Here is a 23,726-nt window from a genome sequence, read left to right on the forward strand (position 1 = left end):
TAGCCGATTTTATAGAAAACCCCCGCTAACCTTCTCTCTTGGAAAGGTCTCATCACAACGCCCTTTTTCATCACAAAGCTCAACACCACGCCTCTTCGTTAAATGAGATACATTCTCCCATTTCATGACAGTTCGTCATTTGTCATCTTTTGCTTTACGGACGGAATTTTTATCTGATGATCTTTTTTTGCTAGATTGCGCTGGATCGCTCTCAGATCCGTTTTTCGTCTCATCTGTTTCATCAACTTTATCAGCTTCCATTCTTTTTTTAGATGCACGAAAAGCCGCCGTAGATTTAGACGCCCCATTGGCAGAGCCAACCTTTTTATCGGCCTTAGACGCGCTCTCTGTTTCCTTTCCAGAATTATCCAGCTTCGTGTCCTTCTTTTCGCTTTTCAACGCAACCCTAGGCACAGAAGAACTCCGCACTACCGTCTGATCACTTTCTTGCATGCGAGAGGGAACTTTGCCTTCAATAACTTCACGAATTTCTGCTCCTGTTAAAGTTTCATACTCCAACAATCCTTGTGCAAGAGCAAACCATTGCTTTTCTTTTGTTTTCAGAATTTTTGTAGCAGTTTTATAAGCGTCATCTATAAGCCTTCTCACTTCCGCATCAATCATCTTGGCTGTTTCTTCAGATACATTTTGTGTTCTTGCAACAGAATGCCCTAAGAAGACTTCATCTTGATTATCACCATAAGCGACATTTCCCAAGATATCCGAAAACCCCCATCGCGTAATCATTGCACGCGCCAATTTTGTGGCCTGTTCAATGTCAGATGCAGCCCCTGAAGTGATATTTTCTTTTCCAAATTTCAATTCTTCAGCAACTCTTCCTCCCATCATAATTGCCAAACGTGAAATCATCCAAAGATAGCTCATAGAGTAGCGATCCCCTTCTGGCAATTGCATAACCATACCCAAAGCTCTTCCTCTTGGAACAATTGTTGCTTTATGCACGGGGTCACTAACAGGAACATTCAAAGCCACGATAGCATGACCCGCTTCATGATAAGCCGTGAGTTCTTTTTCTTCCTGTGTCATAGCTGTCGAGCGACGCTCAGCACCCATCATTACCTTGTCTTTTGCATCTTCAAACTCTTGCATGGTCACGATTCGTTTATTGCGGCTTGCAGCCATCAGAGCAGCTTCATTAACAAGGTTCATAAGATCTGCCCCTGAAAAACCCGGAGTCCCCCTTGCCAAAATCTTCAAATCAACATTTGGTGCCAAGGGCACATTGCGCACATGAACTTTTAAGATTTTTTCACGTCCTGCGACATCAGGATTTGGCACCACAACCTGGCGGTCAAAACGCCCTGGCCTTAACAAAGCAGGGTCAAGCACATCTGGCCGGTTTGTCGCAGCAATTAAAATGATGCTTTCATTTGATTCGAACCCGTCCATTTCAACAAGTAACTGGTTTAAAGTTTGTTCACGCTCATCATTTCCACCGCCAAGTCCTGCTCCACGGTGGCGTCCCACAGCGTCAATTTCATCAATGAATATGATGCAGGGCGAATTTTTTTTAGCTTGTTCAAACATATCCCGCACACGGCTCGCTCCAACACCGACGAACATTTCAACAAAATCAGAACCGGAAATGGTAAAAAAAGGAACATTGGCTTCCCCTGCGACAGAACGGGCCAACAATGTTTTCCCTGTTCCTGGTGGGCCCACCAATAGAACACCCCGGGGAATACGCCCCCCTAAACGCTGAAATTTTTGTGGTTCACGCAAGAATTCAACAATTTCCTCTAAATCCTGCTTTGCTTCTTCCACCCCAGCAACATCATCAAAGGTAACACGCCCTTGAGATTCGGTCAGTAATTTTGCTTTTGATTTTCCAAATCCCATTGCCCCACGTGAGCCATTTTGCATTTGTCGCATAAAGAAAACCCACGCCCCAACGATAATCATTACAGGTAATAATGATAAAAACAAATTCAGAAGAATACCATTGCCTGAACTTTCAGGAATTGCTCTAATATTCACTTTCTGACTATTTAATTTCTTAACTAAATCAGGATCTCTCGGCGCATAAGTTGAAATCACTTTGCGATCAGCAGTTTGTCCTGTTAACTTTTGCCCCTGGATTGTTACCGCTGTCAGTTCATTATTCTCGATTCTTTGCAAGAACTCAGAATAAGAAACGTCTCCGCCACTGCCACGCTGGCTATTGCTATTAAAAATAGAAAATAATGTAATTAAAACTAAAGCGATAGCTCCCCAAATCATCAGGGATCGTAAATTAGAATTCATATTAAGCCCATTTATAAGATACAGATTATCAAAAGTCGCTTAGTAACATATAATGTTGTCTCAGTCTTGCCAAGAGAGAGAAGGATGTTTACCTCTTTTTTTCATCTTTTCTCCTCAATTCTAAAAAAAGGTTCAATCGCACGAACAATCGGAATGTCTTCATGTGAGAGGAGCCAATCGAAGGGAGCCATCGCGCGTTTGATAATAATTTCATGCCAAATATAGGGAGAAGAGGCCAATTCTGGAATATCTACCCCTTTATGGTGTGAAAGCATGATGAGAGATTGTAGGGAAGGAAAATGAGGATGTTCAAGGTCAATCAACCCTGCCTGCATCCCCCTATTAAGACAATATTTTGCCGACTTTATATCGGCTGGTCCAACCTTTACTGGCTCTTTTCCATTATTGGTAATCCAGTAACGTCCATCCCAAAGCAAATTATGCCCTGGTGCAATAACTTCTTCCTTCATATTGCGTGCTTCACGCCAACAGGCAATGCCACGATGTGTAACTTCAATCACAGCCCCTGCTAAAGTAAACCGTCTTTTTTCTAGGATAGGCTGTCCTTTTTCTGGATGCGACAAATTTTCTGGATGAGGAAAACATAATTTTTGGCCAAGCATAGCCAATTTTTGGGAAGGCAATAAATAAGAACCGCCCCCCATTAGCACCGCAAATAAACCAACAATAAAGGAAAATTCTGGCTGTTCATACAAAGAATCTTCCGGTCTTTTAATGAAACATCGCCCATAATTTACAGTAATATCTAGGGCTAAAATCAAATCTGCTATTTTTTGTGCCTGCTCGCGCCGTTGCAAAGCAGCATCATCGATTTTTTTAGCAAAAAGGACGATTTTTTGCTGAGAATGAGCAAGATAATGCCTCGCACGTACACGCTCATACTTTAAATCTTCATTGGTTGGATCATCAATCCACACCAGCTTTTGTGCATTGAGATAAGCGCGTAATGTTTGGCGCTCAACACATAATAACGGGCGAATTAAACGCACCTTCCCCCGCAACAGCGCCTCACGCGGGATGCAAGCCAAACCACGTTCACAGAGCATCTCTTTACCACGGAGCATCTCTTCTTCACCATAGAGCGTCTCTTCACCACGGAGCGTCTCTTCACGACACAGAGTTTTTAGCTTTTCATCATATGCGGTTCTTTCAGAACTATTCTTTGTACCCTCTTTTTGGCTCATTTGACCATCTTGGTTCATTTGACCATCATGATGAGGGAATGAAGAAACAGATTTTTTTTGAAGCCGTTTACTTCGCATATAATAAGTTTCAACCTGATCATTAAGCGTATGCCCCGTCATAATGACCCCAGCACCTTGCTTTTCCGCCTCTTCATACAATAAATTATAACGTGCTATACGTGCTTTTTGAGAAATATTTGTCTTTGGTTTTTTCTCTTCCCACCGCACAGTGACATGTTGTATCTGGTGTGCAAAGCAAATTGCTGCAACATCTTCTGCTTCCTGAGCTGATTCTCGACGTAACTGATGATCAATTGTCACAGCAACAATTTTAGGAGCAACGGGAATTTTTCTCAAATAATCTCTGACTAAAAACAATAGCGCTAGTGAATCACTTCCCCCAGATACAGCCAAAATAAGCTTCTGGCATTGAATAAAATCTGATGGTTTAAAAAGATTTTCCGTTAACTGAACAAACACGTGGTAACAACTCTGATCCTTGTTTCATAATATAAGGAAAATATACCATATCCTTTACTTATATAAATTTCTTTTGATAATCTAAACTCTATAAGACAGCATGATATAAAACCACTTCTCACAGCTATCAGCAAGAACAGATCCATTGAATAGCAAGCCGATCTATTGAATAATGGAGGCGACATAATGCACATCTCGAACAGCAGGAACACGAGACCCTCTTCTCCAAAGCCCACACAAGCCTACCTGTAAAGAGAATTTCTCAAATGCTTATTTTTAAAGGGATCCTTCAAAGGCCTAAAGAAGAACTCCTATAACGAGAAGATCTCAAAAAGAACCCCATAATTTAAAATGTTAAGAGAGCTACCCCTTACAGACTTTCCCTTGATGCACATAAATTGCTCACAAATAGCAATTGTTCACAATAGCGAACCCTCTGAACCCTCTTTGAGAGCAGATCTCCCCTTAATGGCGATGAACCTCTCTCAATTGAAATACAGAAATTTCGTATATTGCCTTATAACAACTTCGCCTTACAACAACTTCTCGATGCTCTTCAACGGCAGATTAATGCCCTTCAACAGCAGAAATCGCAATAACGGCTCGTCGATTTTGGTTCCAGCAAGAGGCATTATCACATACAGCTACAGGTCTCTCTTTCCCATAAGAAATTGTTTCCATTCGCCGTGGAGAAACTCCGAGAGATATCAAATAATCACGAACAGAAACGGCACGGCTCTGCCCAAGAGCCAAATTATACTCGCGTGTTCCGCGATCATCCGCATGCCCTTCAATTGTAATTCTATAATGAGGATACCTCAGCAACCACTCAGCTTGACGCCTTAAGATAGGTTTAGCTTCTTCTTCAACACTAGATGAATCAAGACTGAAGAACACACGGTCTCCAACACTTACTGTAAATTCTCTCACAGAGCCTGGCATAGCCCTACTGATCTGAGCATTGTGCCCTGCCCCAACTCCTTGCATAGAAAGATCCGCATCTCTATTGTAATTAAAACCTTTCCTGCTACACCCAGCTACCGCAAACAAGCACAAAAAAACTAAACTGAGCGGGTAAATACCCTTCTGAACCGATCTCATATACTTGTTCTCCTTATTACAAAAATCACATACCACAATATTGAAAAAGTGATGAAACTCTAATCTCTCGCCCCTAAATGACTCTTAATCCCTTTAATAACTATTTCGAAAGAATATTCTCTTCTAGCAATAAAAAATAGCATCATTGTGGAATGATATTCTCAATTGATGCCTTATATTTCTTCTTCCTGCTTTTTTTGTAAAGCATTCAATTTTGCAAAAACAGTATCCGCATTAAACTCTTTGTTGATTATTTCATCTTCAATAAAATTTTCTGTTACAGATGTGGGCAATAAAGTTTCATCTTTTTTCTCAGGAATAGGGCGGTTTTTCTCTGCACGTTTCAGTTCAATATCCAAATCTATTTGCGAACATAATCTCAAACCCACAGGATCCAGAGGAACGAGATTAGCACTATTCCAGTGGGTTCTGTTACGAATTTGCTCGATGGTTGTTTTTGTTGTTCCCAACAACCGTGCAATTTGTGCATCTTTTAATTCTGGATGATTTAACACCAACCATAAAATCCCATTGGGGCGATCCTGGCGCCTGGAAAGAGGAACGTAACGGGCACCTTTGCGCTTAACAACTGGAATATGCACTTTTGTTTCAGATATTTTCAACCGCGCCGTTTGATCTGCCTCAACACGTGCAATTTCACTTCGTGTCAGTTGCCCAGAGCTGATAGGGTCCAACCCCTTAATGCCATGAGCTGCTTCACCATCCGCAATGGCTTTAACTTCCAAAACATGTAAACGACAAAATTCTGCAATCTGCTCAAAAGAAAGCGCTGTATTATCAACCAACCAGACAGCGGTCGCTTTGGGCATTAAAAGTTGCGTTGCCATTTTTCTTGTATCCTCCATTATCTCTCTATCGAAGGTAAATTATCATTTCTTTTTACTCAGTTAAAACGGGAATCGCTTACTTTGAGAGTAAAAATTGTTAAGAACTACAGGATTCGTTATCTTTTACAAAACCCTATCTCTCCACCCCAGATAAACACAAGGCAAGAGACACCCCCTGGCACAAATAAACCGCGCCATAACAGCACCCCTCATCGTCTTTATAGCGCGATTTTTATACAACGACAAGACATCTCATGATACTTACCTGAAGATCTTTACCTTTAAGGTGATTTTTTTTATAAAGACATAGCTCAATTATGAAGCTTCCTGTGCGGCATTTATGCTCACAAACAAGTTTTAGGCATACGGAGAAAAGACCCATGGCTGGCCATTCACAATTTAAAAATATTATGCATCGTAAAGGGCGGCAAGATGCGATGCGTTCGAAAATATTTTCTAAACTTGCGCGTGAAATCACGGTTGCAGCCAAACAGGGATCTCCTGATCCATCCATGAACCCCCGTTTAAGACTGGCCATTCAGAATGCTAAGTCACAATCAATGCCCAAGGATAATATTGAACGCGCTATCAAAAAAGCTTCTGGGAATGATGTTGAAAACTATGATGAAGTACGCTACGAAGGCTATGGCCCTGGTGGTGTTGCTGTTATTGTTGAAGCACTAACCGACAACAGGAATCGTACAGCTTCTAACGTACGTGCCGCTTTCACTAAAGCAGGAGGAGCCTTAGGGGAAACAGGCTCTGTTAGTTTTATGTTTAATCGCATTGGGGAAATCATCTATAAAACTGAAGCAGGTAGTGTAGAAAAAATTATGGATGCAGCTATTGAAGCAGGAGCTGAAGATGTGCAATCTGAAGAAACAGGCCACCTTATTACTTGCTCTTTCGAAAATATCGGTGAGGTCTCAAAAACCTTAGAAGCAAGTCTTGGTGAAGCAGAATCAATTAAAACAGTTTGGAAAGCAAACATTCTTACCTCTGTTGATGAAGAAAAGGCACTTTCCATTTTACGTCTCATTACTACTCTGGAAGAAGATGACGATGTCCAAAATGTTTATGCTAATTTTGATGTGAGTGATGAACTTTTAGCAAAATTATCAGCCTGATTTTAGCAAAATTATTAATCTGAGGTCTCAACTATATCACGAGTATTGGATGTGGTAACGTGGGTTTGAGATCTAGAATGTTGTCAGCTTCAAGCCATCATTTTCGGCACACTCAACATGAAAGAGGCTCAACGTGGTTGCCATATACGAACAGACAGGCAGATGCTCCTTCTACACAGACAGGCACCCTCTTCCACACAGGCAAGAGCATTCCTTCCACGTAGCAGGTGCCCTTTCTATATAATAGGCGCTCTTTCCACGGCAGAGCCTCTTTCTACACAGGCAGGCACCCTCTTCCACACAGGCAAGAGCATTCCTTCCACATAGCAGGTGCCCTTTCTGCATAATAGGCGCTCTTTCCACGGCAGAGCCTCTTTCTACACAGGCGGCAGGCACCCTCTTCTACACAGGCAAGAGCGTTCCCTCCACATAGCAGGTGCCCTTTCTACATGATAGGCGCTCCTTCCACAGCAGAGCCTCCTTCTACGCAGGCAGACTCTCTCTTCTACACAGGCAAGAGCATTCCTTCCACATAGCAGGTGCCCTTTCTGCATAATAGGCGCTCCTTCCACAGCAGAGCCTCCTTCTACACAGGCAGGTACCCTCTTCTACGCAGGCAAGAGCATTCCTTCCACATAACAGATGCCCTTTCTACATAATAGGCGCTCCTTCTACAGCAGAGCCTCCTTCTACGCAGGCAGACTCTCTCTTCTGCACAAGCAAGCCCTTCTTTAGGGAATCTAATTTTTAAGGGATCAAGTTTTTTGTCAAAAACGAAAGATGTTTCTTTTTGTCTTCCAGAATGAAATTACGTTTTCTGAAAGAAGGCTTTTAGAAAATTTCCCCTCTTCCCTGCAAGGCTTTTCACACGCTACCTTTGTCTATCCTCACATTGCACCCTTGTTTACCCTCACGCAGTCCCCCTATCTATCTCACGCGGGCACCCTTGTCTAAAGAATCACAGTCGGCAACATCACCAGATAAATTGCAAAGAGCATTTTGCCAAAAAGCCGCAAACCTATCCGAAAAAGCGCAAGCGGCTCACCATCTATAACTAAAAACGGGCACCCTTCTTAGAAGGAACCCGCATTATCCTTGATCCTCTTCAAGACCAAGATCAAATCATTCAAACACCAAGACTACCAAAACGGCTCTTAAATTTCGAAACACGTCCCCCACGATCCACCAGTGTTTGAGAACCACCAATCCACGCCGGATGAGTCTTTGGATCAATATCCAAACGAAGAGTATCTCCCTCTTTTCCCCATGTAGAACGTGTGGTGTACTGGGTGCCATCAGTCATAACAACGCTAATCTTGTGATAATCAGGATGAATATCAGCTTTCATGCAGCAAACTTTCTATTTTTAAAAAGCAAAAAAGAGTTTTTTCGGTGTACTCTCTTCACCTTTTTGATATATTAATCGGATATCGCTCTCCCCCTATAACTGAGCATACATCAAAAAACAAGGGTTTAGGCAGTGTCAATCAATCAAAATTTTAAGCCAAATAGATGAAAAAACCTTCTCTCCAGATGTCCACTCCCCCTTCTGGACAGAAAAAGAACAGTGCTGATAAAAAGCGTTCTTTCTCTTTATTGTCTAATCTACGTCCCTATCTCTTTCGTCATCCCTGGCTTATTTTCTTTTCACTTATCTCTTTGTTCACAGCTGCCTTAGTCACACTCGCTTTCCCCATTGCCATTCGCCAAACGCTGGACCATTGTTTTACCTTTTCTCAGCATGACACAATCTCTCAGCATGACACAATCCATTTTTATTTTGGCGTCTTGTTGATATTAGCCTTTCTCTTGGCCCTTTCTTCGGCATGCCGCTATTATTGTGTCCTCACCCTAGGGGAACGCATTATTGCTGATCTACAATGTGACATTTTCTCCCATATCATCCACCTTTCACCCGCATTTTTTGACCATGCACACTCTGGTGATATTATGTCCCGGCTTTCAGCAGATGCAAGCCAATTGAGATTGGCCATTGGATCCAAAACTTCCACGGCTCTGCGCCATATTATTGTGGTCATTGGTGCCTTTGTCATGATGGTCGCGACCAATGCCAAATTGTCACTGCTTGTTATACTTGCAATCCCCTTCATATCTCTGCCTCTGGTTATTTTGGGGCACAGAGTCCGCAAACGCACACGGACAGCACAGGCTCGCTCGGCTAATGCTACTGTCTTGGCTGCAGAGCAAATGAGTGCCATTCGAACTGTGCAATCTTACACTTGCGAGAAATTTATCAAAACCCAATTTGTAATCCTGATTGAACGAGCTTTTCAAGCAGCACAAACTTCAGTGAAGCTGCGTTCTTTTTTTACAGGATTTGCTATTTTCCTCGTTTTCAGTAGTGTGGTTACCATTCTATGGATTGGATCTCAAGATGTCTTAAATGGAACGATGTCTGGCGGAACGCTTAGCCAATTTCTCCTCTATGCTGTTTTTGCTTCCGCAACATTTGCACAATTATCAGAAATTGGTGCTGAATTAATGCAAGCAGGGGGAGCAGCAGAACGCTTGTTCGAACTTTTGCAAGAAAAACAACCATTACCACCCTTCATCCTCCCCTCATGCTCAAAAAACCAGCCAGAGGTGAGATCTCTTTCAACAAAGTTTCTTTTCATTACCCTTCAAGACCGCAAAAAAAAGTCTTACAAGAGATATCTTTTTACAATAAAACCCGGAGAAACGGTTGCATTCGTCGGATCATCTGGGGCTGGTAAAAGCACTCTTTTTTCCCTCATTTTACGTTTCTATGACCCAGTAAGTGGTCACATCCAGTTTGATGGTCTTGATATTAGACATCTTTCTCTTCACGATTTACGCTCCTCAATTGCTTATGTTCCGCAAGACATTGCCATTTTTGATGGTACATTGCGTGATAATATAGCTTTTGGAACCCAACATGCATCTCAAGAGCAGATCATAGCCGCAGCTAAAACGGCCAACGCATATGAATTTATTGAAAATTTACCAGACGGCCTTGATAGCCATGTTGGAGAAAAAGGCGTTATGCTTTCCAGTGGGCAAAAACAACGCATTGGTATTGCACGGGCTATCTTAAAAAATGCTCCATTATTACTCCTGGATGAAGCAACCTCAGCCCTAGATGCAGGAAATGAGCATCTCGTACAAAAAGCTTTAGAAAAGCTCATGCACAACCGAACAACGATAATCATCGCTCACCATTTGACAACAGTTCTAAAAGCAGACCGCATTCTCATGATCGATCAAGGCGAACTTGTTGAAGAAGGAACTCATGAACAACTCGTTTCCCAAAATGGTATCTATGCACAATGGATTCAATTGCAGTTTTCACCCATAAAAAATTGAAGAGAGTAAAACATCACTTCCCCTTACACTACGTTCCTCTCACACCATAAATGTCATTTCCTTATCTTATCGTAGGCAAATATCCTGCTTCGCTTCGTCCTAGCTTATTTTGCCAACATTCTCCCCTCTGCATAAGCCATGTTCCACTTGCCACGAATAACATTCCCTCAAATGCAAACAATATTGTCCCTGGTACAAAATTGTCTCTGGTGTCAATAACTTGGTGTAAACAATATTCTGTGTAAAAAATATTCTCTCCCCCTCAGCGGTGCACCCTCTCTTCCTCTTTAGCAGTCTCTTTAGCAGTGCATTCTCTCATTATCTCTATGCTAGGCGACCATTAACGCGATAAATGCGCTCTTTCGCTCAAAATAAGCGCCTTTATATGCAAATTAGTGTTTTTAAAAATCAGCGTCTTTATGTGATAAGTCTAACAATATAATTGGATGATGGGGTATTTCACGATTTTCTTAAGGCAGATTTTGCAAGAGTTTTTTCTAACTCTGAACAGATTATTTCATTTCCAGAAACAATATTTTTAACGTGTGAAGGGTTCTTTTCATCTGCCTGAATATTGACAAACCCCCCAGCTTCACGCATCAGCACAGTGCCAGCGGCAACATTCCACATGGACAACGCATCATCCCAAAAACCATCTAATCTTCCAATTGCAACATAAGCCAAATTAAGAGATGCAGCCCCGAAACAACGTACTCCTGCAGCTTCAACCGTCACCGCATGAATACTAGAAAAAGAACCATTATACACTTTCCCCAAACGAGGCATCCCCGTTCCAATAACGCAACTTACGAGCTTTTTTCGCCCAGCCACACGACAACGTCGGTCATTAAAGAAAGCCCCGTGGCCGCGTTCAGCTGTAAAAAGTTCATCTAAAATAGGATTATAAATCACAGCTGCGACAAACTGCCCTTGACGTTCTAAAGCAATTGAAACAGCAAAAAAAGGGATCCCATGTGAAAAGTTGGTCGTTCCACCTAAAGGTTCAATAACAAAACGATGCTGGGCATCTTCTCCTATGATCTCTTCTGAATGTTCTGTAGAAAAACTAAATTTTGGCCGTGCTTTCATCAATTCAGTCAGCAAGGTCCTTTCAGCTTTGTGACTTGCCTGACTAACATAGTCCGCTGGTCCCTTCAAAGAGACCTGCAAATTTTGAACTTCACCATAATCGCGTATTAAAGAGCGACCTGCCTTGAGAGCTGCTTGAACCATGACATTCATGAGAGCAGAACGCGCCATATTTTATCCCTTTTCACTTGCACGACGAATATAAGTTAATTCATTCGTATCAACAATAATCCTCTCCCCCGACTGAATAAAAGGAGGCACAAGAATGCGCATACCATTATCAAGAACAGCAGGTTTATAGGATGCTGTTGCCGTTTGTCCTTTAATTGCTGGATCAGCTTCAGCAATAGTAACCGTTACCTGATCTGGCAATGATATCCCAAGGGGCTTTTCTTGGTGTAGTTCAACTGTAACTGTCATACCATCTTGTAAAAAAGCAGCACGATCTCCGACAAAATCTTTTTGCAATTCAAGCTGTTCATATGATTGCGTATCCATAAAAACCAACATATCGCCCTGTTGATAAAGAAACGTGAAATCTTTTTGTTCGAGCCGCACTTTTTCGACAGTTTCTGCTGCACGAAATCTTTCATTAAGCTTCGTTCCATCGACGATATTTCTCATTTCAACCTGATTGAAAGCACCACCCTTACCAGGTTTTACAGCATTACACTTCACAGCAACCCAGAGGCTCCCTTGATGTTCAATCACATTACCGGGCCGAATTTCATTCCCATTAATTTTCATTGTTTACATCCAATTGTCGTTTAAATTCGATTTCATTGTTTCAATATCTCTTCATTATTTGAGAGATTTTGCATTGTGTATCTCAGCTTTTCAACTTTTTGCAAGAATATTAAAAAAGAAAACTTTTTAAAAATTCTGTCATTAAAATGATCTCAAGCCCTCTCACACAAATATCTTAAAGACCTCTCTTATAGCATCCTATTTACTGATAAATTTGAGAAGTCTCTATACCATGAGAGGCAAATTATTTATCCTATATTCTCTTTTATTCTCTTAATGTGATTTAAAGCCATGACGTTAGCTGAATAGCTTTATTTTGGGATTCTTTTAACTGGGCCTCTGTCATATTTTTCAATATCTTATCAAGATCGGGTGCCTGTGCATCGCTTCTTTGTGCTACCATGTACCATGCAGCGGCCATAACCACATCCTTTTCAACCCCCATACCATTCAAATAAAGCCTTGCCAAATTAATCTGCGCCGGTATTGCGCCATTGTGGGCATTCTGAAAGAGCAGAGAAAACGCTTTTTTAAGATCAACCTCTCCTCCACGGCCTTGTATTAACCATTGTGCCAAAATAATTTGGGCTGTTGCATTCTTATGCTGTGCTGCAATAGAGATGAGCTGCCGCGCATATCCTTCATTTTTGGGATATTTTTTAGTTCCAACAACCAAAATCTCTGCAGCAGCCAAAGCAGCCTCTGAATCTCCCAAAGCAGCGCCTTTCAAGAAAAGTACCAAAGCTTCATTGGTATTTGTTTCATCATCACGCTTAGATACATCTGCCACTTGGAGAGCTGATTGAGGAGGTGCGCTTTTTTTAAGGAGCAATTGCCCAGCATAAAAATAAGCCTCTCTCAGTCCGGCTTGCACAGCTTGATGGATCAATTCTTCGCCTTTTTCCTGATTTTTTGGAACAAATGTTCCATTAAACATCATCAATCCATAGCGTAATTGTGCGTGTGCATCGCCTTGTTCCGCAGCACGCCCAAGCCATAAAGCTGTACATCCCCCATCAAAAGGAAGAGCATAACCTTCCATACATATTTTTCCGACTAAGGTTTGCGCATATGGGTCACCATTTTCAGCGCGCTTAAGAGCTAAACGCAAAGCCGTCGAATAATAACCTTGGTAGTAATAATCATAAGCTTCATCATATTCTCCTGGCTTGATAGGTTGGGATGCACTCTTTCCTTCACCAATTGTTGAATCTTGCAACATCTTTAACGGACTCTGCAATTTTTCTATTTCACTTTTTTCAGCATGAGCTGCATTCGTCATAAAAAACGAAAAAATTGCTAGAATTATCCTACGCACCAAATATTTCATCATGATAGAATCCTTCCTCTAGGCAAAGGTGCATTCCTGCATTTTTGTACTATTTTTCCCAAAAGAGCTACAGCATTTTCATGAGCGAAAATCATCTCTTCAATAGCTATAAACTCACACGCTGTTTTTATGGCTTCATCGACCATTCCTTCATCACTTCCTGCCTGAATAATAGCAGGAATTTCCATTATTTCTGCCCACCATCGTGCTAGAGAAAGATTGCGTGAATGAGCGTGTGGTTTTTTATCCGCACCTAATTTTCCAAAAAATAAATAATCGACACCAGATTCAGCAACAACCATCGCCGTATGACGATCGCGTATATTACCAAAACCAATAATTTTATTTTCTTCTTTTGCCCGATCCTTAAAATTTTGGCAAGCGTCAATATCTCCCTCAAAATGTATCCCATCTGCTTTAACGCGGCCAGCAATACGGCTATCATCTACAACAATAAGGGCTGCACCATTTTGCTGAATTGCATCACCATAACGTTGAATTTCTTTTTGTAAAAAAAATTCATCACCCTGGCATTTCAATGAATCATAAACAATTACACAAGGAAAAAACCCTGTCTGCAACACCGAATGCAAATATGAAGGCTCCAAATTACGCCGAACATCCACAGTTAAAACCAGCTGAGGATAGAGGTGCGAAGCCGTTATCTCTTTGTTGTATTGTACCATAGACTATCCTTGCATACTTGCAGTGTTTTATCTTATATAGCCGATGTAATTGACTCTAACCACCAACGCGTTTTGCCTTTATTCATTTAAAAAGAAATCAATCTCACTGATCTCCTCACAGAAAGCCTCTTTCTCGATGACCTATAACAATGTTGTTTCCCATTCTTCAGCGTCATCTCACCGGAACACACATGTTGATGTTTTTCGTTCTTTAGCGCTATTAACAATTTTCATCAATCATATTCCTGGAACAATCTATAGCCATATGACACATAAGAACTTTGGCTTTTCTGATTCGACAGAGGTCTTTGTTTTACTCTCAGGAATTGCACTTGGACTAACATGCAAAGAAGATTTTCCTCAAGAGATAAAAATAACAACGCATATACGCAAATCTTTTAAGAGAGCTTTAAAATTTTACACAGCATATCTTTCAACCAGTTTTATTACATTGTTCTTTTTTATAGGAGCTTTTTTTATTTGGCAATGTGATCAACTTATCGCAAAGAACAACATTAGTTTATTTATCACAGATCCCTTCATTGCATTTCTCAGCTTGCTGAGTTTTGGTCATCAATTAGGCTATAATAATATTCTTTCTCTCTATATCGTTTTCGCATTATTTTCTCCTTTTGCTCTCTATTTAAGCAGCAAGAATAAAGGGCTCTTTCTTTTGGGTTCATTTGTCCTTTATTTGGTATGTAGTTTTTATAGAACTGCTCCTCCCTCCTACCCACTTCCTGGGCATTGGTTTTTAAACCCCTTATCGTGGCAATTTCTTTTCGTCATTGGTCTCACATCCACCTTATACATCAAGCAGGGTGGACGCATTATCTGTCGCCCCTTGATTATTTTTGCTGCAATCAGCTATCTTATCTTATCGTTATTATGGGTTCGTCTTCACTGGTGGGGCAGTTTGGCGTGGATCGGCTGGTCTTGGCCATTATTTGACTTTAACAAAACATTTTTAGGTATTCCCCGTCTCCTGCATATCATCTCTTTATCCTCTCTCATTCTCTGTCTTCCATGCTTATATGAACGGTTTAACCTTTCCAATAGACATTGCCTGACAATTTTAGGAAAACACGGGTTACCAGTTTTTACAACTGGTACTGTTGTTGCGATGGCTGCACAAGTCATCAATATTTTAACAACAAGAACATTCTTATCCGACAGCTTCTTGGTTTTTGGTGGTATTGGTTTGCAATTTGCCGTTGCCTATTGTTGTGAATATTATGCAAATCGGAAATTTCGCCTTTCTTCATAGCTTCACGCTTTCAGTGTCCTCCATTAACTTTGGTATTAACCTTGGTTTTAAAAATGCCTTGCACAATCTGAAAAGACAAGGCATTGTAGGCTCTGATGCAATTGAAAGAAACATGTTTTATGTGGTATTTCTTTCCAGTTTTATCGTCTTTCCTTTTTCATATTGGAGAATGAAAACGTGAAATCTTACGACGACCACTCTCAAGATGGCAGCGCAGATGATCCCATTATTATGGTTGAGCATAATGCGTTCGATGCCACGCTGGACCGCCTTTATGATGAGACAATGTCGTTAATCGAAGAAACTGCCGATTATATTGACCGAGAAGGTAAAGTAACAGCACGCGACCTTCCGTTTGAAATATCAACCCTTTATGCGAAAGAAGCAATGTATCTCAGCACACGTCTGATGCAAATTGCCTCTAGGCTCCTCTTATTTCGTGCAGAACGTGAAGGGGAAATGTCCCCTGAACAAATAGAGAAAGAAATTGCCAAAATATCCTTTCGCACACTCTCTCTTGGGCCACAGGCTGTGTACTGGCAAGAATTACCAGGAATTTTTCGGGACTTTGTTACACGCTCTCTGCGTTTAGAAGAACGCATGCGGCATATTCATCACAGTAAAGATAAAGGCTTTGTTCATAATCTGAAACAGATCAATCCTGTAAATGAGCATATTCAAAAGCTTAAAAGAGCCTTCCAGCATTCTTAGACCAATATTCTTAGAATTGTGACGATAAATCGATAAATCACTCCTCCAGAGGCTTTCATTTTTTCTCAAGGGCTTCCATTTTTCTTCTTTAATCCTGGCTCTCATTTTTCCACATTTCACGCGATTGTGGCATTTTCTGCCTCCACCACTCCATCTATCCAAGGGCAAAAAAATAACATAAAGTTCTTTCATGTTAGAAGTGATTCGTATTATAGGCATTGACCCAGGGTTACGACGAACAGGCTGGGGGATCATCGACTTTTCTGGAAGTCACCTTCAATTTGTTGCAGCCGGAACGATCCATTCTGATGCACAGAATCCTCTTGCTTCAAGGCTCTGTCAGCTTCATCAAGGTCTTTCAGACGTCGTTCATCAATTTATGCCTCACGAAGCAGCTGTTGAGCATGTTTTTGTCAATAAAGATGCTACAGCCACTTTAAAACTTGGTCAAGCACGCGCGATTGCACTTCTTGTCCCCGCACAAAGTGGACTGCCCGTTTTTGAATATGCACCAAATACAGTTAAAAAATCTGTCATTGGTGTTGGTCATGGAACAAAGGAACAAATCCATAAAATGGTTAAGATGCTTCTTTCTCGTGCTGAATTTGATGGTTCTGATGCTGCTGACGCACTTGCACTTGCATTGTGTCACAGTATGCATCGCAAAAGCCTTTCTCATCAACGATAAGGAAGGGTCATGATTGGCAAATTAAAAGGTATTCTCGATGGTGTCTTTGAAGATCATATTTTGCTAGATGTTCAAGGCGTTAGTTATGTTATTTTTGTTTCCAGCCGTCTACTTGCTTCTTTACCAGCAGAGGGAAGCACCCTTCATTTATTTATCGAAACGCATGTTCGTGAAGATGCAATTCGTCTTTTTGGCTTTGAAACAAAGGTTGAGCAAGATTGGTTTTGCCTTTTGCAAAATGTTCGTGGTGTGGGAGCTAAAGTTGCTTTGGCAATTTTGGGTACATTGTCTCCTTCTCAGCTTGCACAAGCGATCACACTCAATGATATTGCAATGATCAGCCGTTCCCCTGGCATAGGAAAAACTGTCAGCGAAAGAATTATCAATGAGCTTAAAAATAAAGCATTGCCATCTCAAGTTTCTCATCAGAGCATAACTCATATTCCCATGAAAGAATCAGACCCATCCCACCAAATGGTCACTGATGCACTTTCTGCCTTAATGAAACTTGGATTTGAGCGTGATAAAGTAAGCTATGCTCTTTCTAAAGCTATGAATAGCCTTGAAGGAAAGGACATATCTTCAGCTCTTCTCATTCGCCATAGCCTACAACTTCTTTCTTCTCATTCGACAAAAGGTTCAGATGCATAAAAACGATAATCAACGTCTTCTTGGCAATTCTTCTTTTCCGGATGATCCTGATCGTTCCCTAAGACCACAAATTTTAAGTGACTTCATTGGTCAAGAAGCAGCTCGCGCTAATTTAAAGATATTTATTGAAGCCGCAAAGGCACGTCATGAAGCTCTCGATCATGTTCTTTTTGTGGGACCTCCTGGCTTGGGGAAAACGACCCTATCGCAAATTATGGCAAAAGAGCTTGGTGTTAATTTTCGTTCCACTTCTGGTCCTGTTATTGCTCGAGCAGGTGATCTAGCGGCTCTTTTAACAAATTTAGAAGATAGAGATGTTCTTTTTATTGATGAGATTCATCGTCTAAGCCCAGCTATTGAAGAAATTTTATATCCTGCCATGGAAGATTACCAACTTGATTTAATTATTGGAGAAGGCCCTGCAGCCCGTTCAGTAAAAATTGACCTGGCTAAATTTACTCTAGTAGCAGCCACAACACGGTTAGGTTTACTGACAACTCCTTTACGAGATCGTTTTGGCATTCCCATTCGGCTAAATTTTTATACCATTGAAGAATTAGAATATATCGTGAAACGCAATGCACGTCTTTTCTCTGTTCCCATCAGCGACGATGGAGCGCATGAAATTGCTCGTCGCGCACGCGGAACACCACGTATTGCAGGTCGTCTTTTGCGCCGTGTTTGTGATTTTGCTTTAGTTAAAAACGCCTCAACCATTGACCGAACCCTTGCTGATAGTGCTCTTTCCCGGCTTGAAGTTGACCATCTTGGCCTTGATCCACTAGATCGTAATTATCTCACTCTGATTGCAGAAACTTTTTTAGGAGGCCCCGTTGGTATTGAAACAATCGCCGCAGCTCTTTCAGAGCCACGAGATGCCATTGAGGACATTATTGAGCCTTACCTTTTGCAACAAGGTTTTATTCAACGCACCCCTCGTGGACGCGTGATTACAGAAAAAGCATGGGCGCATTTGGGGCTGCCTGCTCCAACGCAGACTGGATCAAGGCAAGACATTGCAGCACCCCATTCTCAATCATCAAAACAACCTGATTTGTGGGAACAAAATAATGACTGACACACCGCAAAACACCTCTTCTTACATTCACTCCTTTCATAATCTTCAAGCATGGGCGCATTTGGAGCTGCCTGCTCCAACGCAGACTGGATCAAGGCAAGACATTGCAGCACCCCATTCTCAATCATCAAAACAACCTGATTTGTGGAAACAAAATAATGACTGACACACCGCAAAACACCCCTTCTTACATTCACTCCTTTCATAATCTTCAAGCACGTGTTTATGTTGCAGATACTGATTTTTCTGGAATTGTTTACCATGCACGTTATTTGGAATTTTTTGAACGCGGTCGTTCAGAATTTTTACGAACAATTGGTTTAGATAATATTGGTTTGGCATCGAATTCACAAAGTGAAAAGCTTTTTTTCGTTGTGCGACGCATGAATATTAATTTTTCCCGCCCTGCCCAACTTGATGATCTTCTAACAATAAAAACACGGATCAGTCATATACAAGGTGCTCGTCTTTTCATGGCTCAATCAATCATGCGAGACGAAATACTCCTCGTTGAGGCCAATGTTGAAATTGCCATTATCAACCAAGAAGGAAAACCAAGGCGCATTCCCCAAGATCTCTTTCCTCCTCAAAAAAGCACTTAAAACAAACCTACAGCTACGAACCTGAAATCTTCTTTCCGCAAAGGAACATTGCAACGTCACAAAAGGTTGGAGCGTTGCAACATCTCGCAAAGGGCAGGAACATTGCAACATCGCGAAGAGATCGGAAGAAGAGAGAAGAGCAATTGCCTTCTTGTAGTTTGCAAAAAATGATGTCCTTCTTCTGATCTCTTCTCCCCAATCTTTTCCTCTTCCAGCTTTCTTTCATCAAAATCTTTTTTCTAGAAAAGATCCTTTTAAGAAAACTCTAATATCCACTCTTTCCCCCAGATTATTGTTTTTTGTTCTCCTTAATCTATATAATCCTGCTTTGTTCACATCTTTCAAAACTATTTTATATTTTCTAAAACTGCTTCACATTTTCTAAGAGAAAATCACTCTTTACTTATCATAGCCATTTTTATGGAAAATAATTTACTTTTTCAAATTTTAAAAATGACACAATATATCAAAAATTAAGACTTATGAGATATATGAGACCCCTCAGAAACACGTAATTTGTAAGGAATAGAATTTATGCCGCATGTAGAACTTGCCAATCCAGAGGTCATGGGTATGTGGGCTTTGTTCGCGCAAGCTCATTGGGTTGTTAAAGCTGTAATGATTGGCCTTATCATTTCTTCTGTATGGAGTTGGAGCATTATCCTAGAAAAGATGTTTATTTACCCCAAAATACGGCGTGATATAAAACAATTTGAAAATTTTTTCTGGTCTGGACAGACTTTAGAAGAACTTTATGCAACATGCAAAAATAAAAATGTCACGAGTATCTCTGCAGTTTTTGTTGCCGCAATGGTAGAATGGAAAAAGTCTCTTACAAAGGGCATTCATAGTTCTCTCAATCTACAAACGAGAATTGAAAAAGCGATGGACCTCACCTTGGGACGTGAAAGTGCAAAAATAGAATCGAAGTTGATCTTTTTAGCAACTATCGGATCAGCAGCTCCTTTTATAGGCTTATTTGGAACAGTTATTGGTATCATGAATTCGTTTTTATCAATTTCGGCTTCTCAAAATACATCTCTTGCAATTGTTGCCCCTGGTATTGCCGAAGCACTCTTGGCAACAGCAATTGGCCTGTTCACAGCAATTCCAGCTGTTATAGCTTATAATAGATTAACTCATGAAAGCGCCAAAATCATCGCACAGATAGAAGATTTTGCTGACGAATTTTCAAGCATCATATCGCGCCGTATTGATGAAAAGGTTGCGTCAAATTTGTAAAGGAAAAATTTTATGGCCCTTTCTGTTTCTCCTATTTCTCGGAAAAGCTCTCGAAGGCGGTACCGTTCCCACAACCATTTAATCAGTGAAATTAATGTCACACCCTTTGTTGACGTCATCCTGGTTTTATTAATTATCTTTATGGTCTCTGCCCCTCTTTTAGTTAATGGTGTTCCGCTTGATTTACCGCAAAGTCATGCTGCTCCCGTAAAAATTGATCGTTCTCCTTTAACCATCTCCCTTGATGAAAAGGGGCGCTTAGCTATCAATAATGATTACTATGATAATTCTGAAGCTCTCATTGCACAATTGCAAAGCCTCCTAGTAACTGATCCTGCACAAAGCACACAGCGTATTTTTGTCCGTGCAGCTAAAACGATTGAATATCAAAAAGTTTTGCAGCTTCTTGCAGATATTCAAAAGGCTGGTTTTTCAAACGTTGCACTAGCCAGTTTAGCATTATAGGATGTGCGATCCCCTGTAATTAGGTGAACCGCTACAGAATTGACACGAACATGGACAACAAATAATGGTGGATACTCGCCAGCAAAGAGATGTAACGAACAATTCTTCTAATAGCTCCATAAAATGGAGCTTAGCATCCTCTTTTGCGCTTCATGGTCTCTTGCTTAGCTTTGGAGTGATGAATTTTACTCATCCCACACCTCCTCCCCAGCAGCTAGAGGCAGTCCCTATTACTTTAGCTCCTCTTAGTCAAGAACTTTCCCTTCTGCAAGGTTCTCTGAGTGCTCCTCTTGATAAAACTCCTAGTGTTAAACCCACAAAAAACCTCAGTGAACTCGAAGAAGCACGTCATATAGGGGATGGAACATTAGATCATAAGACTCCTTTAAACCCTCGAGAAAAACCACGTGACATTGAAACATATTCCCCTTCATTTGGTGAAAAAAGCGCTCTAGAAGCACCACAAAAAACAGAGCCTAAAACAGAGCCTAAAACAGAGCCTAAAACAGAGCCTAAAACAGAGCCTAAAACAGAGCCTAAAACAGAGCCTAAAACAGAGCCTAAAACAGAGCCTAAAACAGAGCCTAAAACAGAGCCTAAAACAGAGCCTAAAACAGAGCCTAAAACAGAGCCTAAAACAGAGCCTAAAACAGAGCCTAAAACAGAGCCTAAAACAGAGCCTAAAGCGGCTCCAATAATACCCAAAAATGCGCCTGAGATCCCTCTTTCAGAAACCCACAGCGACACGATAGCAGATCTGCCCCTGAAGCTACCAGCTCCAATAACGCCACAAAGTAAGCCTAAATCCGCAGAGAAGAAAGCTCACGATGAAACAACAGTAATGCAAATACCAGAAAAAGCTCCTCTACCACAAATTAAAATACGCGACAAAAAATCACAAAAACCTGCAGATACCTCTCCTAAAAAAGGTGAGCAAACCATTGACGATATCCTCGCAATGGACGAACAAAATCTTATAAATCGCGCAGCCGCACAGGGTGGTGGAGCAAAACGCTCTCACAATCCAGAGGCCCAAGGTGCTCGAGAAAAAAGTGGAAATTCAACAGATATAGCCCAAACACTTGTTAATCTTGCAGGTGCCTGTATTCAAAAAAAATTGAAACTTGTTGCAATTGGAAGTAATTTACAAAATCGCCCGATTGTACGACTACAGTTTCAATTAGACTATAATGGGATGGTACAGGGAGAACCAATTATCGATACACTGCAAGGAGATGAAAATCAAAAAGGCGTCATGATGCAGCAGGTGTATGCTGCTGTTTTTGCATGCCAACCCTATGCAGATCTCCCACGTGACCAATATAATTTATGGGGGCAAGGATTTGATTTCAATATTGATCCTCTTCAAGGAAAGGCTTCATAAAATGGTTCTTTATTTGTTTCAGATAAAAGGGGGGAAATTTATGACAACCATAAAAAAGAATTTTCTTTTTGCCTGGCTTATGATCAGTGTGTCTATGGGTTTCTTCTCTTGTTTTTCTGCCCATGCACAACTGAAAGGAACCATTGCTGACGCTGACTTTAACCCCATTTCTATTGCTATCACAGACTTTGTTTCCAATGATTCAACGGGAGAGAAAATCGCTGCTGTTATCACAGCAAACCTTGAACGCTCAGGGCTTTTTTTGCCACTTCAAAAAACCTCTTTTTCTGAACATATTACCGACCCAAATAGTCAACCTAATTTTTCAAATTGGCAACATGTTCAAGGGCTAGTCACTGGGCATGTTCACCGAGAAGTCACAGGACGGTTAAGAATTGATTTTCGTCTATGGGATGTTGTTAGCAAAAGGCAGCTCAAAGGAAAACGCTTCTACACAGCACCAGAACATTGGCGACGTGTTGCGCATATGATCTCGGATGAAATCTATAGCAAAATGACAGGAGGAGGTGGGTATTTTGATACACGCATTGTTTTCATCGATGAAACAGGCCCACAAAATGCACGCATTAAACGACTAGCTATCATGGACCAAGATGGAGCAAATTTGAGCCACCTCTCTGACGGTAATGAACTTGTTCTCACCCCACGCTTTTCACCCAATAGGCAAGAAATTACCTACATGGCTTACGACAGTAATAAAACGCTCAATATCTATCTTCAACAAATTGAGATGGGGCAAAGAGAATTAATTGGAACCTTCAACAATATGACTATTGCTCCGCGCTTTTCGCCTGACGGACAAAAAGTGATTATGAGTCTCTTACAAAATGATGGGAGCGCAAATCTCTATACCATGGATTTACGCACACGGACCACAACGCGTCTAACAACTACAAAGGCTATAGATACATCCGCCTCCTATTCGCCAGATGGAAAGAAAATTGTCTTCTCATCTAACCGTGAAGGAATGCCACAGCTCTATATCATGGATGCAGATGGAAAAAACCCTCATCGTATTTCTGAAAATGATGGTAGTTATTCCACGCCGATCTGGTCACCACGGGGTGATTATATCGCTTTCACGAAGCAACATCAGGGCCAATTTTCCATTGGCGTCATGCACCCTAATGGAAAAGGTGAAAGGCTTTTAACAACAGGATTCCATAATGAAGGGCCTACTTGGGCACCAAATGGCCGCATCCTCATGTTTTTTCGTCAAGACGCAGAACAAGGAGCATACCTCTACACCATTGACATCACCGGACGTAATGAGCGTAAAGTACCCACAACCCATAACGCTTCTGACCCGGCATGGTCCCCTTTGTTAAACTAAACCAAAAGACATCATAACCGGAACAGTCTTCACAATATTTTGTAGAGTGATCTCCCTTAAG

General features: G+C 41.2%; 21 protein-coding genes and 1 pseudogene. 13 read left to right on the top strand and 9 right to left on the bottom strand.

Translation table 11 applies throughout. From position 1 onward, the window contains the following. Positions 1 to 135: 135 nt before the first annotated feature. The 4 genes from ftsH to PU02_RS01445 form a co-directional block, all read right to left on the bottom strand. Positions 136 to 2,265, bottom strand: coding sequence for an ATP-dependent zinc metalloprotease FtsH (gene ftsH, locus PU02_RS01430; protein WP_053943756.1), 2,130 nt, complete (start codon positions 2,263 to 2,265; stop codon positions 136 to 138). Between the two features lie 101 nt (positions 2,266 to 2,366). Next, a complete protein-coding gene (gene tilS, locus PU02_RS01435) occupies positions 2,367 to 3,950 on the bottom strand; it encodes a tRNA lysidine(34) synthetase TilS (protein ID WP_053943757.1) in 1,584 nt (527 codons plus the stop codon). 567 nt (positions 3,951 to 4,517) lie between these two features. After that, a complete protein-coding gene (gene pal / locus PU02_RS01440) occupies positions 4,518 to 5,051 on the bottom strand; it encodes a peptidoglycan-associated lipoprotein Pal (RefSeq protein ID WP_053943758.1) in 534 nt (177 codons plus the stop codon). 173 nt (positions 5,052 to 5,224) lie between these two features. Then, positions 5,225 to 5,899, bottom strand: a complete 675-nt coding sequence (locus tag PU02_RS01445; protein WP_053944611.1) for a DUF1013 domain-containing protein — start codon at positions 5,897 to 5,899, stop codon at positions 5,225 to 5,227. Between the two features lie 380 nt (positions 5,900 to 6,279). Here PU02_RS01445 and PU02_RS01450 point away from each other — a divergent pair, with 380 nt between their 5' ends. After that, entirely contained in the window at positions 6,280 to 7,026 is a 747-nt protein-coding gene (locus PU02_RS01450; protein WP_053943759.1) for a YebC/PmpR family DNA-binding transcriptional regulator, read from the top strand. A gap of 1,126 nt (positions 7,027 to 8,152) precedes the next feature. Here the strand turns inward: PU02_RS01450 and rpmE are convergent. Further along, positions 8,153 to 8,374: a 50S ribosomal protein L31 gene (rpmE, locus tag PU02_RS01455; RefSeq protein ID WP_053943760.1), complete on the bottom strand. Its 222-nt coding sequence runs from the start codon at positions 8,372 to 8,374 to the stop codon at positions 8,153 to 8,155. A gap of 185 nt (positions 8,375 to 8,559) precedes the next feature. On the opposite strand from rpmE, the pseudogene PU02_RS01460 reads away from it, so the two are divergent. Then, positions 8,560 to 10,371, top strand: a pseudogene (locus PU02_RS01460) (ABC transporter transmembrane domain-containing protein). Positions 10,372 to 10,830: 459 nt separating this feature from the next. Here the strand turns inward: PU02_RS01460 and PU02_RS01465 are convergent. The 4 genes from PU02_RS01465 to PU02_RS01480 all read right to left on the bottom strand — a co-directional run bounded on the left by PU02_RS01465 (position 10,831) and on the right by PU02_RS01480 (position 14,223). After that, entirely contained in the window at positions 10,831 to 11,631 is an 801-nt protein-coding gene (locus tag PU02_RS01465) for an inositol monophosphatase family protein (protein ID WP_053943761.1), read from the bottom strand. Between the two features lie 3 nt (positions 11,632 to 11,634). After that, positions 11,635 to 12,207: an elongation factor P gene (gene efp, locus PU02_RS01470; protein ID WP_053943762.1), complete on the bottom strand. Its 573-nt coding sequence runs from the start codon at positions 12,205 to 12,207 to the stop codon at positions 11,635 to 11,637. Positions 12,208 to 12,490: 283 nt separating this feature from the next. Next, positions 12,491 to 13,540, bottom strand: a complete 1,050-nt coding sequence (locus PU02_RS01475) for a tetratricopeptide repeat protein (RefSeq protein ID WP_053943763.1) — start codon at positions 13,538 to 13,540, stop codon at positions 12,491 to 12,493. Next, the gene (locus PU02_RS01480) at positions 13,537 to 14,223 is read right to left on the bottom strand and encodes a thiamine phosphate synthase (RefSeq protein WP_053943764.1); all 687 of its coding nucleotides are present in this window, start codon (positions 14,221 to 14,223) and stop codon (positions 13,537 to 13,539) included. Before PU02_RS01480 ends, PU02_RS01475 begins: the two co-directional genes overlap by 4 nt. A gap of 136 nt (positions 14,224 to 14,359) precedes the next feature. Here PU02_RS01480 and PU02_RS01485 point away from each other — a divergent pair, with 136 nt between their 5' ends. The 11 genes from PU02_RS01485 (at position 14,360) to tolB (ending at position 23,665) form a co-directional block, all read left to right on the top strand. After that, a complete protein-coding gene (locus PU02_RS01485; RefSeq protein WP_053943765.1) occupies positions 14,360 to 15,490 on the top strand; it encodes an OpgC family protein in 1,131 nt (376 codons plus the stop codon). Positions 15,491 to 15,721: 231 nt separating this feature from the next. Next, the gene (locus PU02_RS01490) at positions 15,722 to 16,201 is read left to right on the top strand and encodes a DUF1465 family protein (RefSeq protein WP_053944612.1); all 480 of its coding nucleotides are present in this window, start codon (positions 15,722 to 15,724) and stop codon (positions 16,199 to 16,201) included. 190 nt (positions 16,202 to 16,391) lie between these two features. Further along, positions 16,392 to 16,889 (top strand): crossover junction endodeoxyribonuclease RuvC, encoded by a 498-nt coding sequence (gene ruvC / locus PU02_RS01495; RefSeq protein ID WP_053943766.1) that lies wholly within the window; start codon positions 16,392 to 16,394, stop codon positions 16,887 to 16,889. Positions 16,890 to 16,898: 9 nt separating this feature from the next. Continuing rightward, positions 16,899 to 17,540 (top strand): Holliday junction branch migration protein RuvA, encoded by a 642-nt coding sequence (gene ruvA, locus PU02_RS01500; RefSeq protein WP_053943767.1) that lies wholly within the window; start codon positions 16,899 to 16,901, stop codon positions 17,538 to 17,540. After that, a complete protein-coding gene (gene ruvB / locus PU02_RS01505; protein ID WP_053943768.1) occupies positions 17,533 to 18,618 on the top strand; it encodes a Holliday junction branch migration DNA helicase RuvB in 1,086 nt (361 codons plus the stop codon). The genes ruvA and ruvB overlap by 8 nt, the downstream gene beginning before the upstream one ends. Beyond that, positions 18,611 to 18,784 carry a hypothetical protein gene (locus PU02_RS06815; protein ID WP_158404017.1) on the top strand — a complete coding sequence of 58 codons (174 nt, stop codon included), beginning with the start codon at positions 18,611 to 18,613 and terminating at the stop codon, positions 18,782 to 18,784. The genes ruvB and PU02_RS06815 overlap by 8 nt, the downstream gene beginning before the upstream one ends. After that, on the top strand, positions 18,777 to 19,220 hold the full coding sequence (gene ybgC / locus PU02_RS01510) for a tol-pal system-associated acyl-CoA thioesterase (RefSeq protein WP_053943769.1): 444 nt from the start codon (positions 18,777 to 18,779) through the stop codon (positions 19,218 to 19,220). Before PU02_RS06815 ends, ybgC begins: the two co-directional genes overlap by 8 nt. Positions 19,221 to 19,754: 534 nt before the next feature. Then, complete coding sequence (gene tolQ, locus PU02_RS01515) at positions 19,755 to 20,462, top strand: protein TolQ (protein ID WP_053943770.1); 708 nt, start codon at positions 19,755 to 19,757, stop codon at positions 20,460 to 20,462. A gap of 12 nt (positions 20,463 to 20,474) precedes the next feature. Further along, positions 20,475 to 20,927, top strand: coding sequence for an ExbD/TolR family protein (locus PU02_RS01520; protein ID WP_053943771.1), 453 nt, complete (start codon positions 20,475 to 20,477; stop codon positions 20,925 to 20,927). Between the two features lie 64 nt (positions 20,928 to 20,991). After that, on the top strand, positions 20,992 to 22,311 hold the full coding sequence (locus PU02_RS06820) for a hypothetical protein (RefSeq protein ID WP_071628354.1): 1,320 nt from the start codon (positions 20,992 to 20,994) through the stop codon (positions 22,309 to 22,311). A 79-nt stretch (positions 22,312 to 22,390) separates the two neighbouring features. Beyond that, positions 22,391 to 23,665, top strand: a complete 1,275-nt coding sequence (gene tolB / locus PU02_RS01530; protein WP_236824036.1) for a Tol-Pal system beta propeller repeat protein TolB — start codon at positions 22,391 to 22,393, stop codon at positions 23,663 to 23,665. Positions 23,666 to 23,726: the final 61 nt, after the last annotated feature.

It is taken from the genome of Bartonella ancashensis (assembly GCF_001281405.1).
Classification (GTDB): domain Bacteria; phylum Pseudomonadota; class Alphaproteobacteria; order Rhizobiales; family Rhizobiaceae; genus Bartonella; species Bartonella ancashensis.

Excerpts from the sequence above, each read along its gene's own strand:
- ftsH (WP_053943756.1), bottom strand. The coding sequence starts at position 2,265 with ATGAATTCTAATTTACGATCCCTGATGATTTGGGGAGCTATCGCTTTA.
- pal (WP_053943758.1), bottom strand. The coding sequence starts at position 5,051 with ATGAGATCGGTTCAGAAGGGTATTTACCCGCTCAGTTTAGTTTTTTTG.
- PU02_RS01445 (WP_053944611.1), bottom strand. The coding sequence starts at position 5,899 with ATGGCAACGCAACTTTTAATGCCCAAAGCGACCGCTGTCTGGTTGGTT.
- PU02_RS01450 (WP_053943759.1), top strand. The coding sequence starts at position 6,280 with ATGGCTGGCCATTCACAATTTAAAAATATTATGCATCGTAAAGGGCGG.
- rpmE (WP_053943760.1), bottom strand. The coding sequence starts at position 8,374 with ATGAAAGCTGATATTCATCCTGATTATCACAAGATTAGCGTTGTTATG.
- PU02_RS01465 (WP_053943761.1), bottom strand. The coding sequence starts at position 11,631 with ATGGCGCGTTCTGCTCTCATGAATGTCATGGTTCAAGCAGCTCTCAAG.
- efp (WP_053943762.1), bottom strand. The coding sequence starts at position 12,207 with ATGAAAATTAATGGGAATGAAATTCGGCCCGGTAATGTGATTGAACAT.
- PU02_RS01475 (WP_053943763.1), bottom strand. The coding sequence starts at position 13,540 with ATGATGAAATATTTGGTGCGTAGGATAATTCTAGCAATTTTTTCGTTT.
- PU02_RS01480 (WP_053943764.1), bottom strand. The coding sequence starts at position 14,223 with ATGGTACAATACAACAAAGAGATAACGGCTTCGCACCTCTATCCTCAG.
- PU02_RS01485 (WP_053943765.1), top strand. The coding sequence starts at position 14,360 with ATGACCTATAACAATGTTGTTTCCCATTCTTCAGCGTCATCTCACCGG.
- PU02_RS01490 (WP_053944612.1), top strand. The coding sequence starts at position 15,722 with ATGGTTGAGCATAATGCGTTCGATGCCACGCTGGACCGCCTTTATGAT.
- ruvC (WP_053943766.1), top strand. The coding sequence starts at position 16,392 with ATGTTAGAAGTGATTCGTATTATAGGCATTGACCCAGGGTTACGACGA.
- ruvA (WP_053943767.1), top strand. The coding sequence starts at position 16,899 with ATGATTGGCAAATTAAAAGGTATTCTCGATGGTGTCTTTGAAGATCAT.
- ruvB (WP_053943768.1), top strand. The coding sequence starts at position 17,533 with ATGCATAAAAACGATAATCAACGTCTTCTTGGCAATTCTTCTTTTCCG.
- PU02_RS06815 (WP_158404017.1), top strand. The coding sequence starts at position 18,611 with ATGACTGACACACCGCAAAACACCTCTTCTTACATTCACTCCTTTCAT.
- ybgC (WP_053943769.1), top strand. The coding sequence starts at position 18,777 with ATGACTGACACACCGCAAAACACCCCTTCTTACATTCACTCCTTTCAT.
- tolQ (WP_053943770.1), top strand. The coding sequence starts at position 19,755 with ATGCCGCATGTAGAACTTGCCAATCCAGAGGTCATGGGTATGTGGGCT.
- PU02_RS01520 (WP_053943771.1), top strand. The coding sequence starts at position 20,475 with ATGGCCCTTTCTGTTTCTCCTATTTCTCGGAAAAGCTCTCGAAGGCGG.
- PU02_RS06820 (WP_071628354.1), top strand. The coding sequence starts at position 20,992 with ATGGTGGATACTCGCCAGCAAAGAGATGTAACGAACAATTCTTCTAAT.
- tolB (WP_236824036.1), top strand. The coding sequence starts at position 22,391 with ATGATCAGTGTGTCTATGGGTTTCTTCTCTTGTTTTTCTGCCCATGCA.